Origin of the sequence: Burkholderia sp. 572 (assembly GCF_040545135.1) — a bacterium.
Taxonomy (GTDB): Bacteria; Pseudomonadota; Gammaproteobacteria; order Burkholderiales; family Burkholderiaceae; genus Burkholderia; species Burkholderia cepacia.
Genome location: NZ_JBEPLH010000044.1, coordinates 14,626 through 29,850, shown reverse-complemented (window position 1 = coordinate 29,850; position 15,225 = coordinate 14,626). Strand labels below are relative to the sequence as shown.

13 protein-coding genes are annotated in these 15,225 nt (G+C 63.1%); 6 read left to right on the top strand and 7 right to left on the bottom strand.

Annotation, left to right across the window (positions count from 1 at the left end):
- Positions 1-1,241: DUF6531 domain-containing protein (locus ABIC51_RS40015; protein WP_222433403.1), on the bottom strand; the 1,241-nt coding region annotated here is incomplete at its 3' end.
- Positions 1,242-1,697: 456 nt separating this feature from the next.
- On the opposite strand from ABIC51_RS40015, the gene ABIC51_RS40010 reads away from it, so the two are divergent.
- On the top strand, positions 1,698-1,871 hold the full coding sequence (locus ABIC51_RS40010; RefSeq protein ID WP_354007084.1) for a hypothetical protein: 174 nt from the start codon (positions 1,698-1,700) through the stop codon (positions 1,869-1,871).
- A 147-nt stretch (positions 1,872-2,018) separates the two neighbouring features.
- On the opposite strand, the gene mnmE is transcribed toward ABIC51_RS40010, so the two are convergent.
- A complete protein-coding gene (mnmE, locus tag ABIC51_RS40005) occupies positions 2,019-3,413 on the bottom strand; it encodes a tRNA uridine-5-carboxymethylaminomethyl(34) synthesis GTPase MnmE (protein ID WP_027788805.1) in 1,395 nt (464 codons plus the stop codon).
- 336 nt (positions 3,414-3,749) lie between these two features.
- Between mnmE and ABIC51_RS40000 the strand changes: the two genes are divergently transcribed.
- Positions 3,750-4,181, top strand: a complete 432-nt coding sequence (locus ABIC51_RS40000) for a transcriptional regulator (RefSeq protein WP_059700521.1) — start codon at positions 3,750-3,752, stop codon at positions 4,179-4,181.
- A gap of 102 nt (positions 4,182-4,283) precedes the next feature.
- Here the strand turns inward: ABIC51_RS40000 and yidC are convergent, their stop codons facing one another.
- The 4 genes from yidC to rpmH all read right to left on the bottom strand — a co-directional run bounded on the left by yidC (position 4,284) and on the right by rpmH (position 6,910).
- Positions 4,284-5,948 carry a membrane protein insertase YidC gene (gene yidC, locus ABIC51_RS39995; RefSeq protein ID WP_027788804.1) on the bottom strand — a complete coding sequence of 555 codons (1,665 nt, stop codon included), beginning with the start codon at positions 5,946-5,948 and terminating at the stop codon, positions 4,284-4,286.
- An 8-nt stretch (positions 5,949-5,956) separates the two neighbouring features.
- Positions 5,957-6,223 carry a membrane protein insertion efficiency factor YidD gene (yidD, locus tag ABIC51_RS39990; RefSeq protein ID WP_006750110.1) on the bottom strand — a complete coding sequence of 89 codons (267 nt, stop codon included), beginning with the start codon at positions 6,221-6,223 and terminating at the stop codon, positions 5,957-5,959.
- A 75-nt stretch (positions 6,224-6,298) separates the two neighbouring features.
- The gene (gene rnpA / locus ABIC51_RS39985) at positions 6,299-6,760 is read right to left on the bottom strand and encodes a ribonuclease P protein component (protein WP_021157986.1); all 462 of its coding nucleotides are present in this window, start codon (positions 6,758-6,760) and stop codon (positions 6,299-6,301) included.
- Positions 6,761-6,775: 15 nt separating this feature from the next.
- A complete protein-coding gene (rpmH, locus tag ABIC51_RS39980; protein WP_004198824.1) occupies positions 6,776-6,910 on the bottom strand; it encodes a 50S ribosomal protein L34 in 135 nt (44 codons plus the stop codon).
- Between the two features lie 421 nt (positions 6,911-7,331).
- On the opposite strand from rpmH, the gene dnaA reads away from it, so the two are divergent.
- From dnaA to gyrB, 3 genes are all read left to right on the top strand, one after another.
- Positions 7,332-8,915, top strand: coding sequence for a chromosomal replication initiator protein DnaA (dnaA, locus tag ABIC51_RS39975; protein WP_222433404.1), 1,584 nt, complete (start codon positions 7,332-7,334; stop codon positions 8,913-8,915).
- A gap of 168 nt (positions 8,916-9,083) precedes the next feature.
- Positions 9,084-10,190 (top strand): DNA polymerase III subunit beta, encoded by a 1,107-nt coding sequence (dnaN, locus tag ABIC51_RS39970; RefSeq protein ID WP_006490996.1) that lies wholly within the window; start codon positions 9,084-9,086, stop codon positions 10,188-10,190.
- Positions 10,191-10,382: 192 nt separating this feature from the next.
- Positions 10,383-12,857, top strand: a complete 2,475-nt coding sequence (gyrB, locus tag ABIC51_RS39965; RefSeq protein WP_021163999.1) for a DNA topoisomerase (ATP-hydrolyzing) subunit B — start codon at positions 10,383-10,385, stop codon at positions 12,855-12,857.
- Positions 12,858-13,158: 301 nt separating this feature from the next.
- Here the strand turns inward: gyrB and ABIC51_RS39960 are convergent, their stop codons facing one another.
- Positions 13,159-13,566, bottom strand: a complete 408-nt coding sequence (locus ABIC51_RS39960; RefSeq protein WP_301827586.1) for a very short patch repair endonuclease — start codon at positions 13,564-13,566, stop codon at positions 13,159-13,161.
- A 78-nt stretch (positions 13,567-13,644) separates the two neighbouring features.
- Between ABIC51_RS39960 and ABIC51_RS39955 the strand changes: the two genes are divergently transcribed.
- Positions 13,645-15,198: a DNA cytosine methyltransferase gene (locus ABIC51_RS39955; RefSeq protein ID WP_146255027.1), complete on the top strand. Its 1,554-nt coding sequence runs from the start codon at positions 13,645-13,647 to the stop codon at positions 15,196-15,198.
- Positions 15,199-15,225 lie beyond the last annotated feature (27 nt).

Here is a 15,225-nt window from a genome sequence, read left to right as displayed (position 1 = left end):
GCGCCGTGGTAACGCAGGCCGTCGCCAACCACGTCGAGGCGCGTGGTGTAGGGGGTGATCCAGCGCGCGCCGAGTTCTCCCGCATCGTAGGCCCCGAGGCTGGAGCGGTAGGTGCGCGTCCAGTCGATGGGGAACGGCCCGGGCAGAACGAAATCGGTGTGCGAGAGGGTTTCGGTGCCCGTGGCAAAACTGATGCTGCCGCCACTGCACGACTGCACGCCAATCTTGCACTGGTTGGCGTCCTGCTCGGCAGGCCGCTCCTTGACGCGGACTTCAAGGGACTCGCCGGGGATCTGGCGCCCAGCGATGCTGGTCGCGTCGGGTTTGATGCTGGCACTCTGCCCGGCGCCCGCTTCCCGGGCCTCAAGCGAGCGGACCAATCCAGCCGCAACCCACCCCACGCTGCCCACCTGGGTAGCCTGACCCTGTTGCCGCACCTGCTTGCCCAACAATGCGGCGAACTGGCGCAATGCCTGGGCGTTGGCGCTGACCAGCGTCGACGACTCAAGAGGCGAACTCTGTTCGAAAGAGGGTTGGGTAATCGCGTTACCGCGAAGGAATTGATGGGCTGCGTCGTAGAGGTTGGAAAACGCAGCCGCTGGATCGCGCAGTTCGGTCGTTGCCGATGTGCTTGCCCTCAGGGCGGCCGGCGCAAAGGGCTCCGCCCGTGCCAAGGCCTCCAGGCCGTTCGCCAGGTCCAAGAGCAGGCTTTCGCCGAAGGCGGCCGCCGCGTCCAGCAGAGCGGGGAGTCTTGACTGTATCCGCTGCGCGAGGTCTTCCAGTTCTCCCTGGATGCTGTGGTTCAGATTGACGGCAAGAGTGCGCAACGCCGCCTCGCCCACCCGCGCATTCCCACGCTGCAGGAGTTCCTGCCGCGCCAGGAACAGGGTGGGCCGCAGCACCATGCGGGCAGCGGCGGTACCCGGCTCGGGCATCAGGCCGATCAGGTTCAGGCTGACGCTGAACCAGTCAGAGGCGTGAGGTTCCGGGTGGGTCGTGAGGGTGACGATATCGCCGAGCAGGTCGGCCAGGTTCAGGATGTTGAGAACGGCGGGAAAGTTCCCGGCGACCGTGCGCAGACGGTCTAAGTTCACGCTGCCATGACTGATGGCGCCCAGCCATTCGTCGAACGCCAAAATGCTGAGAGCCACGTCGCCCAACTGAATCTGGTTGAGCGGAGCAACCGAGATTGGGCGCTCGCGGGATGCGTTGGTGGAAGTGCTGGATGTCTGGCCTGCCATAGGTCTCCCGAAGCCGAGCACCTGCGGCTACGGTATGGCAAACCAGGTTAGCCGCAAGCCCTCAGCAAATGTGGATGTACATGGACTTCTTCAGACGCCAGCATGGGCATTGATCAACGGCGGGGATATGAGACGACTCCGAAAATTCACGCCGAAATTCCGCAACTCGTACGAAATTCAATTCGGCAATTCGGAGTCCGCACGTCCATCGGCCCCATCGGGGCCGGCCGGCTCGCCCCGTGATCGAAGGCCGGCCAAACCGGCCTCACGCCAACAATAGGCGCCGGGCCATTTCCTATTCCCGCTCGCCCGTCTATACCGCCTCTGTTGGAATAGGCCGCTACCCATCGCGATCAGAATGCAGCGCTGGCGCTGCGCCGTGGCCTGTTCCGAGCCTGCCGGCTTCCGTCGCGCCGCGCATCCGCGCATGGCCGGCTTGCCTGGCAGTGATCTGGAATGACGACGCTCTACACGACCGACTACCTCGAGTACTGCCTCACCCTCGTTTCCTGGATCGTCCACAACGGCATCCGGGCCGTGCTGGTGCATCCCGCGGGTGCTGGTCGCGACTTGAGTGCATTCAGGGCAGTGTCGGCGAGTGCCATCTTCTTCCTCCGTATGCCCAAGTAGAGGAAGGCCCGGGCTAAAACCGCCACTTGGGCATAAAAACAGACGGCTTTCAGTGTGATTCAGCAGAGCTTGATGGGCAAGAAACCTAGTATTCCTGCAGGTTTCAAGGGTTTCAGTGGACCCTGGTGGAACCCGGTGGATGCGAGGTTATTTCCCGATACAAAACCTGCTGAAAATCACCCCCAGCAGATCATCCGAAGTGAACTCCCCGGTAATCGAATTGAGTTGCTCCTGCGCGAGCCGCAGCTCCTCGGCAAACAGATCGAGCGACTGAGCGCGTTGCTCCGCATGATCCGCCGCCTGCGCGAGATGCTCCTGCGCGGCCCGCAGCGCGATCAGATGCCGCTCCCGCGCGAGATACACGCCCTCCGCCCCCGCCTGCCACCCGGCGATCCGCAGCAGCTCCGCGCGCAGCATGTCGATCCCGTCGCCGCGCTTCGCCGACAGATGCACCTCGGTCAGGTCGCCTTCCGCCGCCGGATGCTCGACGCACGCCGCCACGCCGGTCAGGTCCGTCTTGTTCAGCACGCGTACCACCGGCACGCCGCCCGGAAACCGCGCGGCAATCGTCTCGTCATCCGCCGTCATCCCGGTGCGCGAATCCAGCAGATGCAGCACGACGTCCGCACGCTCGATCTCGCTCCACGTACGCGCAATGCCGATCCGCTCGACCTCGTCCTCCGTCTCGCGCAACCCGGCCGTATCGATGATGTGCAGCGGAATCCCTTCGACCTGGATCGTCTGCGCGACCTTGTCGCGCGTCGTGCCCGCGATCGGCGTGACGATCGCCAGCTCCGCGCCGGCCAGCGCGTTCAGCAGCGACGACTTGCCGACGTTCGGCTGCCCCGCGAGCACGACCGACAATCCTTCGCGCAGCAGCGCGCCTTGCCGCGCATCACCCAGCACGTGCGCGAGCTGCGCGCGAATCTTCGCGAGCTTGCCGCGCGCATCGGCCGCTTCCAGGAAATCGATCTCCTCTTCCGGAAAATCGAGCGTCGCCTCGACCAGCATCCGCAGCGTGATCACGTCGTCGACGAGCGCATGGATCTGCCGCGAGAACGCGCCGTCAAGCGAGCGCCCGGCCGAACGCGCCGCCGCTTCGGTGCTCGCCTCGATCAGGTCGGCGACGGCCTCGGCCTGCGCGAGATCGAGCTTGTCGTTCAGAAACGCGCGTCGCGTGAATTCGCCCGGCTCCGCGAGCCGCAGCCCGAAACCGCGCCCCGCATCCAGGCAGCGCTGCAGCAGCAGCTGCATCACGATCGGCCCGCCGTGCCCCTGCAGCTCGAGCACGTGCTCGCCGGTGTACGAATGCGGCGCCGGGAAATACAGCGCGATCCCGCGGTCGAGCGGCGCGCCGTGCTCGTCGAGGAACGGCACGTAGCTCGCATGGCGCGGCGCGAGCTTCTGCCCGCACAACGCGTCGATCAGCGGCAACGCGGCCGCCTCGCCGCCGCGCCCGAACGAGACACGGACGACCCCGATGCCACCCCGGCCGGCAGCAGTGGCAATGGCGACGATCGGATCGGAATCGGTAGCGAGCATGGGAATCGGTTGAGTCGGGTGATCAGTGAATATGGTGCGCCCGCGCAACAGTTCGGGCATCGGAACGCCGGCATTGTAGCGTGCCGGCTCACACGCCATCGGTCGCCGCGCTGGATTCGGACGCGCCCGAATTTATCCCGCCGGGGATAAGCCAAGTATCAGTCCGGCGCCATGTCACAACGACGGTTTCGGACGAGTATGCCTGCTGGAGCGGCCCAACACTGTGACCCTCAATTTTGCATCCCACTCCGATCGAGATCGGGATTCGTCTGAACGAGATACGTTTATCCCGAATGGTTGTCTGAAACGTGGTGGTGGAATTGCACAATCTCCTCCATGCCGACATCCGAAGAAAAAGCCGCGTTCTCGGAACGCCTGAAATTCGCCCTGCGGCGCAGCCCGGAGAAGGTCACCGGTGCGACCGAACTGGCGAACCGATTCAATCTGCGTCACCGCGGAGCGCAACCCGTTTCGCCGCAAACCGCGCATAAGTGGCTGACGGGTCGCACGATTCCGACGTCGGACAAACTCGCCACGCTCGCCGAATGGCTGCGCGTCGAACTCCACTGGTTGCATTACGGCCCGTCGCCGAGCGTGATCGAACATCCGACGCCGCAACCGCTGCCGCGCGACGAGCGCTATCCGCCGACGCCCGAGACGATCGAACTCGCGTCGAAGATCGAAGCGTTGTCGCCGCATCATCGCTACCTCGTGCAGGAACTGGTCGAGCAGTTCTACGGCGACTCGGGCGAATCGAAGAAAGGCTGAACCCGCACCGGAACCGCAAAAGCAAAAAGCCGCATGGCGCGAACCATGCGGCTTTTTTTGCGTGCATCGCGGGCGGCTCGCCGCCCGTGTGTGCAACGGGCGTCAGGCCGGTTTCTTCTTGGCCCCGCCGAGCTTGCGCGTGATGTAGTACTGCTGCGCGATCGACAGCACGTTGTTCACGACGTAGTACAGCACGAGGCCGGCCGGGAAGAAGAAGAACATCACCGAGAACGCGATCGGCATGAACTTCATCATCTTCGCCTGGACCGGGTCCGGCGGGGTCGGGTTCAGGCTCGTCTGCACGTACATCGACACGGCCATCAGCACCGGCAGGATGAAGAACGGATCGCGCTGCGACAGGTCGTGAATCCACAGAACCCACGGCGCGCCGCGCATTTCGACCGAGGCGAGCAGCACCCAGTACAGCGAGATGAACACCGGGATCTGGATCACGACCGGCAGGCAGCCGCCGAACGGATTGACCTTCTCGGTCTTGTACAGCTCCATCAGCGCGGCGTTCATCTTCTGCGGATCGCTCTTGAAGCGTTCGCGCAGCGCCTGCATGCGCGGCGTGATTTCCTTCATGCGCGCCATCGACTTGTAGCTCGCAGCCGACAGCGGGAAGAACACCGCCTTGATCAGGATCGTGAGCAGCACGATCGACCAGCCCCAGTTGCCGATGTAGCCGTGGATCTTCTCGAGCAGCCAGAACAGCGGCTTCGCGATGATCGTCACCCAGCCGTAGTCCTTCACGAGTTCCAGGCCCGGCGCGATGCCTTCGAGCATGCGCTCCTCTTCCGGACCGGCGAACAGGCGTGCCTGCACGTCGGCCGACTGGCCCGGCGCGATCGCGGCGACCGGCTGCTTCACGCCGACGCGGTACAGCGTCGGATCGATCTTTTCAGCGTAGATGTCGCGCTTCACGCCCTGCTGCGGAATCCAGGCCGACGCGAAGTAGTGCTGCACCATCGCGACCCAGCCGTTGTCGGCAGAGGTCACGTAGTCGGCCTTGTTCTTGTCGAGGTCGCTGAAGTTGATCTTCTGGAAGTGCTTCGCGTCCGTGTAGACCGCCGGCCCGAGGAACGTATGCGAGAACATCGGCGTTTCGACGGCCGTGTTGTCGCGCACCAGTTCCATGTAGACCGTCGGCGTGACAGGCGCCGTGCCGACGTTGTCGATCTTGGTGTCGACGCCGATCACGTAGCTGCCGCGCGTGAACGTGTAGGTCTTCACGACCTTCACGCCGCCCTTCACCGGCGATTCGAACGACAGCTTCAGCGCGTTCTGGTCACCCGTCAGCGACGTCGAGCCGGGGTTCAGCTGCGTGTAGACGTCGTTGTGGTTCGGGAAATCGCCGCCGAGCAGGCCCGAGCGTGCGAGATAGGTATGGCCGGCCGTGTGGTCGAACAGCGTGATGTACAGGTCGGGCTGCTTGCCGTCGCCCTGCTTCTTCAGCGTCAGCTTCGCGAGCGTGCCGCCGCGCGTGTCGATTTCGCCGTCGTACACGTCGGTCGAGAACTTCACGAGCTGCGCCTGGGCGGCCGGTGCCGTCGTCGACGGGGCGGCGCCGGCTGCGGCGGCAGGCACTTCACCTGCGGTCGTCGTCGCGCCCGTGCCCGATGCACCGCCGGCAGCGGCCGCGGGGGCCGTCTGCGTGGCGCTCGGGAAGAACATCGACGGGCGTCCATGGGACCGCTGCCAGTTGTCGTACAGCATGACAGCTGACATGAAGAAGATCACCCATAGGACGGTGCGTTTGATATCCATGCGTTGTCTCAGAGTCGATGGGACCGCGCGTCGGCTTCGCCGCGAGCGCGAGTGTCGGAGTTGGGCGGCGGGACGAGGTCGATGCCGCCCGCGGAAAACGGATGGCATCGGCACACGCGCCTGACGGCGAGATACGTGCCGCGCGCGGCGCCATGATACTGGATTGCCTCGCGCGCGTAATCCGAACAGGAAGGATAAAAACGGCAACGGTTGCCGAGCATCGGGCTCACGGCAACCTTGTAGAAGCGCAGCAAGGCGATCAATACCGTTTCCATACCTTGGGCGGCGCCGTACGACGCCGCGTCAAAACCGGCCGGGCAGGCGCGAACGCCGCACCGGGCACGGATGCGTCACTCGGACGCGGGCTTCGACGCACGGCGGGCGATTTCCCGGACTGCCCTGTCGAGCAGCTCGCGGATCTCGGCCGCGCACATCGCCGCGAGCGGGGCGGAAGCCGCGCTCGGCAGCGCTTTCTTGTCGAAGCGCGTGTGCTGCCGCAGCAGCAGGTCGTAACCGGCGAACTCGGCCCGGCGCAAGCGAAACGCATCGCGCGCCAGCCGCTTCACGAGGTTACGTGTAACCGCACGCGGCGCATACTTCTTGCCGACGACGAGCCCCAGACGCGCGGGCTGACCGGTCGGCTTGCCGTAAATCACGAAGTGCGCGGAGCGCCGCCAGGGGCGCAAACGAAAAACGGATGAAAATTCATCCGTTTTCAGAAGTCGCGCAGCTTTCGGGAAGGCGGCTTTCGTCTGCGACGGATTCGCACCCGGCTCGACGGCACCTTCCGCAGGACTGCGGACGGCGGACACAGCGCGCAACCTGCCTTAGATGGCGAGGCGCTTGCGGCCCTTCGCGCGGCGAGCGTTGATGACCTTGCGGCCACCTGCCGTCTTCATGCGGACACGGAAGCCATGGGTGCGCTTGCGGCGCGTCACGGACGGTTGGTAAGTACGTTTCATGATGTTCTCACTTGTTCGAGAATGTCGAAATTCAGGGGACCGCGTGCCCTTAACCGTAGGCATTCGGGCGAACGCAATCGCCGGGAATACAGGATTGGTTTTCGCGGAACCCGCTATTTAAACCGTTTTTCTCTTGACGGTCAATACTTTAGGAGTCGCTCGCCTGTGCCGGCCCGCGCCGATCCGGCCCCGCGACCCACAATCCCGGCCTGTGGATAACTCGCGCTGTGGTCGCGTTTGGCGGTAGAATCTCGCCTTATCTCCAAGAATCCCGCACGCCGCCTCGGCCCGCGCCTGCCCCTCCAACACTGTGACGCAGGCGTCCGAGGCACGCTCGCACGACCGCTTCGGGCCTTGTTGCGCAACCGCGACAAGGGCGCCGGCGAGCCGCGCTGTGCACGCAAAAAACGACAGTTACTTGATGAACGATTTCTGGCAACACTGTTCCGCACTGCTGGAGCGCGAGCTGACGCCCCAGCAGTACGTGACGTGGATCAAACCCTTGGCCCCGGTGGCCTTCGATGCGTCGGCGAACACGCTGTCCATCGCCGCGCCGAACCGCTTCAAGCTGGACTGGGTCAAGAGCCAGTTTTCGGGACGGATCTCCGATCTGGCCCGCGAATTCTGGAACACGCCGATCGAAGTCCAGTTCGTCCTCGATCCCAAGGCAGGCATGCGCAGCGCCGCGGCCGGCGCCGCATCGAGCGCAGCCGCCCCGCGCGCGCCGCTCGCACCGAGCGGCCCGGCCGCCACGGTGGCCGCGATCGCCGCCAACCTGGCCGCGAACGCCGGCGCCGCGCCCACCGCGCCGGCCGACGTGCCGATGACGCCGTCGGCAGCCGCCGCGCACCACCTGAACGCCGACGACGCCGACATCGACCTGCCGAGCCTGCCCGCGCACGAAGCCGCGGCCGGCCGCCGCACGTGGCGCCCGGGCCCCGGTGCCGCACCCGCGAACGGCGGCGAAGCCGATTCGATGTACGAGCGTTCGAAGCTGAACCCCGTGCTCACGTTCGACAACTTCGTGACCGGTAAGGCGAACCAGCTCGCGCGCGCCGCCGCGATCCAGGTCGCGGACAACCCGGGCATCTCGTACAACCCGCTGTTCCTGTACGGCGGCGTCGGCCTCGGCAAGACCCACCTGATCCACGCGATCGGCAACCAGCTGCTGCTCGACAAGGCCGGCGCGCGGATCCGCTACATCCATGCGGAACAGTACGTGTCCGACGTGGTGAAGGCGTACCAGCGCAAGGCGTTCGACGACTTCAAGCGCTACTACCACTCGCTCGACCTGCTGCTGATCGACGATATTCAATTCTTCTCCGGCAAGTCGCGCACGCAAGAGGAATTCTTCTACGCGTTCGAGGCGCTGGTCGCGAACAAGGCGCAGGTGATCATCACCAGCGACACGTATCCGAAGGAGATCTCGGGCATCGACGATCGCCTGATCTCGCGCTTCGACTCGGGCCTCACCGTCGCGATCGAGCCGCCCGAGCTGGAAATGCGCGTCGCGATCCTGATGCGCAAGGCGCAGTCGGAAGGCGTGAACCTGTCGGAGGACGTCGCGTTCTTCGTCGCGAAGCACCTGCGCTCGAACGTGCGCGAACTCGAAGGCGCGCTGCGCAAGATCCTCGCGTATTCGAAGTTCCACGGCCGCGAGATCTCGATCGAGCTGACCAAGGAAGCGCTGAAGGACCTGCTGACCGTGCAGAACCGGCAGATTTCGGTCGAGAACATCCAGAAGACCGTCGCCGACTTCTACAACATCAAGGTCGCGGATATGTACTCGAAGAAGCGCCCCGCGAACATCGCGCGGCCGCGACAGATCGCGATGTATCTCGCGAAGGAACTCACGCAGAAGAGCCTGCCGGAAATCGGCGAGCTGTTCGGCGGGCGCGATCACACCACCGTGCTGCACGCGGTGCGCAAGATCGCCGACGAGCGCAGCAAGGACGCGCAGCTCAACCACGAGCTGCACGTGCTGGAACAAACGCTGAAGGGCTGAGCGCGCGGCGCGCTTGATAATTCGGCCTCCGCCCCAATTTAAGGGGGGCGGTTCGGTTTTGAGGCACAATACTGGTTTGACCGCCCCGGTGGTGGCGGGCCAAGAGCCCGGCCGGCGGGGCGCTGCGAGGCTGCTGCGCTGCAGGCCGTTACTCAACGAAGGAACTCTATGCAACTGGTCAAGACCGAACGAGACACCCTCCTCAGGCCGCTGCAAACGGTCAGCGGCATCGTCGAACGCCGCCATACGTTGCCGATCCTCGCCAACCTGCTGATCACCAAGAACGGCCCGGACGTTTCATTCCTGTCGACCGACCTGGAGCTGCAGATCACCACGCGCGCCGATTTCGGCGTCGGCGGCGACCAGATCGCGACCACCGTCGCGGCCCGCAAGCTGCTCGACATCCTGCGCGCGATGCCTGACGGCCAGGTCACGCTGTCGCTCGCCGACAAGCGCCTCACCGTTCAATCCGGCAAGAGCCGTTTCGCACTGCAGACGCTCGCGGCCGACGAGTTCCCGACCGTCGCGCAGGCGAAGGATTTCGGCGCCACGCTCACCGTCCCGCAGAAGTCGTTCCGCCAGCTGCTCGGCATGGTGCACTTCGCGATGGCGCAGCAGGACATCCGCTACTACCTGAACGGCATGCTGCTCGTCGTCGACGGCGACCAGCTGATGGCCGTGGCCACCGACGGCCACCGCCTCGCGTTCTCGTCGATGAAGCTCGAAGGCGGCACGTTCGGCCGCCAGGAAGTCATCGTGCCGCGCAAGACGATTCTCGAGCTGCAACGCCTGCTCGAAGACATCGACGACACCGTCACCATCGACATCGCGCAAACCCAGGCCAAGTTCACGTTCGGCCAGGTCGAGCTCGTGTCGAAACTCGTCGAGGGCAAGTTCCCCGACTTCCAGCGCGTGATCCCGAAGGCGCACAAGAACACGTTCGAGATCGGCCGTGAAGAACTGCAGCGCTCGCTGCAGCGCGCGGCGATCCTGACCTCGGACAAGTTCAAGGGCGTGCGCTGCATCATCGCGCCGGGCCAGCTGAAGATCATGTCGACCAACGCCGATCAGGAAGAGGCGCAGGAAGAACTCGAAATCGCCTACCAGGGCGATACCGTCGACATCGGCTTCAACGTCACGTATCTGCTCGACGTGCTCGCGAACCTGAAGGTCGACACCGTGCAGGTGAGCCTCGGCGACGCCAGCTCGAGCGCGCTGATTACCGTGCCCGAGAACGACGAGTTCAAGTATGTCGTGATGCCGATGCGCATCTGACGCGCACGACATCAAGACACACACCAGGGGGCGGCAAGCCCCTTTGGCGTTTTTATGGCGAACCGACAACCCGCCCTTTTAGTGCCTTTTCGGCACTTGGGCGGGCCAGGAAACTGGAGCGGCCCGGCGATTTCCTTCGCTGAAACGCACCGCGCCGCCACCTGAGTGGCCTCGCAGAACCGGAAGATATCCATGAGTGAACAGCACAATTCGCAACCCGATAACAGCAGCTACGGCGCCTCGTCGATCCAGATCCTCGAAGGTCTGGAAGCGGTGCGCAAGCGCCCCGGGATGTACATCGGCGACACGTCGGACGGCACCGGTCTGCACCACCTCGTGTTCGAGGTGCTCGACAACTCGATCGACGAAGCGCTGGCCGGGTATTGCAACGACATCCACGTGACGATTCACGCCGACAACTCGATTTCCGTGACCGACAACGGCCGCGGGATCCCGACCGACGTGAAGATGAACGACAAGCACGAGCCGAAGCGCAGTGCGGCGGAAATCGTGATGACCGAGCTGCACGCCGGCGGCAAGTTCGACCAGAACAGCTACAAGGTGTCCGGCGGCCTGCACGGCGTGGGCGTGTCGTGCGTGAACGCGCTGTCGAGCTGGCTGCGCCTCACCGTGCGCCGCGACGGCAAGAAGCGGTTCATGGAGTTCCACCGCGGCGTCGCGCAGGATCGCGTGCTCGAGGTGGTGGACGGCGTGGAAGTGTCGCCGATGCTCGTGACCGGCGACACCGAGAACCGCGGCACCGAAGTGCACTTCATGGCCGATCCGACCATTTTCGGCACGGTCGAGTATCACTACGACATCCTCGCGAAGCGGATGCGCGAACTCTCGTTCCTGAACAACGGCGTGCGGATTCGTTTGACCGACCTGCGCTCGGGCAAGGAAGACGATTTCGCGTTCGCAGGCGGTGTGAAGGGCTTCGTCGAGTACATCAACAAGACGAAGACCAACCTGCACCCGACCGTGTTCTTCGCGAACGGCGAGAAGGACGGCGTGGGCGTCGAAGTCGCGATGCAGTGGAACGACAGCTACAACGAAAACGTGCTGTGCTTCACGAACAACATTCCGCAGCGCGACGGCGGCACGCACCTGACCGGCCTGCGGGCCGCGATGACGCGCGTCATCAACAAGTACATCACCGACAACGAAATCGCGAAGAAGGCGAAGGTCGAGACGACCGGCGACGACATGCGCGAAGGGCTGTCGTGCGTGCTGTCCGTGAAGGTGCCGGAGCCGAAGTTCAGCTCGCAGACGAAGGACAAGCTGGTTTCGTCCGAGGTTCGTGCGCCGGTTGAGGAAGTTGTGGCGAAGGCGCTGGAAGAATTCCTGCTCGAAACGCCGATCGACGCGAAGATCATCTGCGGGAAGATTGTTGAAGCTGCTCGGGCGCGGGATGCTGCGCGGAAGGCGCGGGAAATGACGCGACGTAAGGGCGTGCTCGACGGCGTCGGCCTGCCCGGCAAGCTCGCGGACTGCCAGGAGAAAGACCCGGCGAAGTGCGAAATCTACATCGTCGAGGGTGACTCGGCAGGTGGGTCGGCCAAGCAAGGGCGTGACCGCAAGTTCCAGGCGATCCTGCCGCTGCGCGGCAAGGTGCTGAACGTCGAGAAGGCGCGCTACGACAAGCTGCTGTCGTCGGAGCAGATCGTCACGCTTGTGACCGCGCTTGGGTGCGGCATCGGCAAGGAAGACTACAACCTCGACAAGCTGCGCTATCACCGCATCATCATCATGACCGACGCGGACGTCGACGGTGCGCACATCCGGACGCTGCTGCTCACGTTCCTGTATCGCCAGATGCCCGACATGATCGAGCGCGGGTACGTGTATATCGCGCAGCCGCCGCTTTACAAGATCAAGGCGGGCAAGGACGAGCGGTATCTGAAGGACGACGTGGAGCTCAACGCGCACATGCTGCGGTTGGCGCTGCAAGGGTCGGAGCTGGTGCCGGGTGAGAATGCTGCTGCGATTTCGGGCGATGCGCTTGGGGAGTTGGCAAGGTCGTATCTGCTGTCGCAGAGCGTGATCGAGCGGTTGAGCCGGTTGTATGACCCGGCGGCGCTGGAAGCGGTTATGGATGGGGTGGTGATCGATCTTTCCAACGAGGCTTCGACGGAGGCTTCGGCTAAGGCGCTGCACGCTGCGTTGCACGATGAAGCGCTGAAGAATGAAGTGCGGGTTGTGCCTTCGTATGACGCGGTGCGCGAACAGCGGGCGCTGCATGTCGAACGCACGCATCACGGCAACGTGCGGGTCTCGGTCATCGACCAGGAATTCCAGCACACGGCGGATTATCAGCAGCTCGTGACGACGGCGAATACGTTCAAGGGGCTTATTGGGGAAGGTGCGGTCATCAAGCGCGGTGAGCGCAGCATGGCCGTGGCGGACTTCAAGAGCGCGATGAAGTGGCTGCTGGCGGATGCGGAGCGGAACGTTTCGAAGCAGCGGTATAAGGGGCTGGGAGAGATGAACCCCGAGCAGCTTTGGGAAACGACGATGGATCCGGCGGTGCGGCGACTGCTGCGTGTTCAGATCGAGGATGCGATTGCTGCGGACGGGATCTTTACTACCCTCATGGGGGATGATGTCGAACCGCGGCGGGCGTTTATTGAGTCGAATGCGTTGCGGGCGGGGAATATTGACGTTTAACTCATATCCGTTGCGGGGAAACGCGGAATTTGCTGGGGGGGGCGACAAGCCGTCGAGTAACAGCCCTCTTCAGAGTTTTCGAGCCACTTGCTCAAAGCGTCAGCCTCGCAGTTGAGTTGTAATCGTCAGGTGGCGGGTGCGAGTCTGCAGCCGGCACCAAACACCTATCCGAGGGCATCCTCGGAAATCCTGAAACCCGTGATTGCACAAGGCTTCACGGGTTTCTTTATTCCGATGTTGTCCAACGGTGCCCGTCTGAATCCGAGGGTATGTGGGGGCACCACCGCGAGAATCTGAGCAATCAAGCCGGCCATTCATAAACCACGTCCGGCATTCTTGAGATGATGTCAGGCAACCACTCAAGGTGGGCCATCGCATTCGCCCCCCGTAGCCCGCATTCCCAAATTATAATTACCGACCAGCCAGCAGCTCGTAACGCTTCGAGATTCTTCGTGTCCCGAGACACGTTCGCCTCGAACTTCGTTTGCCAGCTCTGTTCGTTAGACCGCGGGGTGGTTGTGTACCTGCATCCTGGATGGCGATGCCAGAAACAGCCGTGGACGAAGATGGCAGTCCGGTACTTCGGCAGTGCAAGATCCGGCCTCCCAGGCAGTTTCTTGTCGTGCAGCGTGTACCTGAATCCGCGCCGGTGCAAGAATCGACGCACGGTCATCTCCGGCTTCGTATCCTTGGATGGGATTCCTGCCATCATCCGGGAACGCGTGGCCTTGTCGACGACATCCATATCCTGGTATCCTGGCTGGCGAAGAAACTAACCCAGAAAGAAATGAGCCTCATCAGCCACATTCCAATCGTCGACCTGTTCGCAGGTCCCGGAGGCCTAGGGGAGGGATTTTCTTCCGCCGAGGGGCAACCGTTTCGCATTGCCGTATCCGCCGAAATGGAGCAATCCGCCCACGCGACGCTGCGGCTGCGTGCGTTCTACCGGATCTTGAAGAGGAGAGGCGAAAGCGCGCTCGCTCCATATTACCGCTTTTGCAACGGTGACGCCGAAGTGCCATACGATGTAGCCACTCTCGATGCGTGGGAAGAGGCAGGCAGAGAAGCGCTGCAGCTCACGCTCGGCGAGTCGAAGGACAACAGAATTCTGGACGAAAACATCCGGCATAGCGGTATCGGACCGGACGTCTTCTGGGTGCTGATTGGTGGCCCGCCCTGTCAGGCCTATTCGCTGGTCGGGCGGGCGCGCAATCGAGGCAAGAAAGATTACCGGCCAGAAAATGATCACCGCCACTTCCTTTACCGCGAATACCTGCGCATCATCCAGCGTTACCGTCCATCGGTATTTGTGATGGAAAACGTGAAAGGCATCCTTTCGTCGTCCGTAAACGGACAGAAGATATTTCACAGCATTCTGAGCGACTTGGCGCGCGTTGGCTATCGCATCCACTCCCTGTCAAGCGATACCCATTACAGCCGTAACATGAATCCGGACGAGATCGACGCCCGCGATTTCATTGTCCGTGCCGAAGAACATGGTATTCCGCAGGCCCGGCACCGCGTGATCCTTGTTGGCGTCCGGGACGACCTTGACGTGTGGCCCCGCCCCCTTGACCAAGTACCGAAGTCAAGACGATCGACCGTCTCCCAAGCGATCGAGATGCTGCCGAAACTTCGCAGCCGAATAAGCAAGGGACAGGACGATGACGAGACTTGGTTGGCGCTCCTCTCGGACCATCTCAAGCACTTGGCGAAAGAGGCCGCCAAGGACGGCCAGCTGCGTCCGCTGTCAAGGGAGCTTGGCCAGCATGGACGTTCATTAATCGCGGAACTTTCGACCGGAGGACTGAGGACGGGCAAGTACACGAGCGCATCATGCACGGTTCCTGAACTTCAGAAATGGTACGGTGCCAGTAAGCAGCTCAAGGTCTGGCTGAATCACGAGGCTCGAGGCCACATGCGAGAGGACCTTCTTCGGTACGTCTATGCCGCCGCGTTTGCGGAGAAGTATGATTACTCACCGAAGGGCCATGAGCAGTTCAGCTTGCCGGGATTGAAACCGAACCATGAAAACTGGGAGACCGGCAAGTTTGCGGACCGCTTCCGCGTCCAAATCGCAAGCGGCTCAGCGACGACCGTGACCAGCCACATTGCAAAGGATGGTCACTACTTCATCCACTACGACCCCAAGCAGTGCCGCAGTCTGACGGTACGGGAAGCGGCACGGCTGCAGACCTTCCCGGATGACTACTTCTTTCAGGGGAATCGGACGCAGCAGTACCACCAAGTGGGGAATGCGGTCCCGCCTCTTTTGGCAAAGAAGATTGCAGACGCGATTGTCGCCGCAATTAACAAACAATGCGTGAAGTCGGCGGCGTAGAAGAGCTCCTGCCAATCGGACTGATTG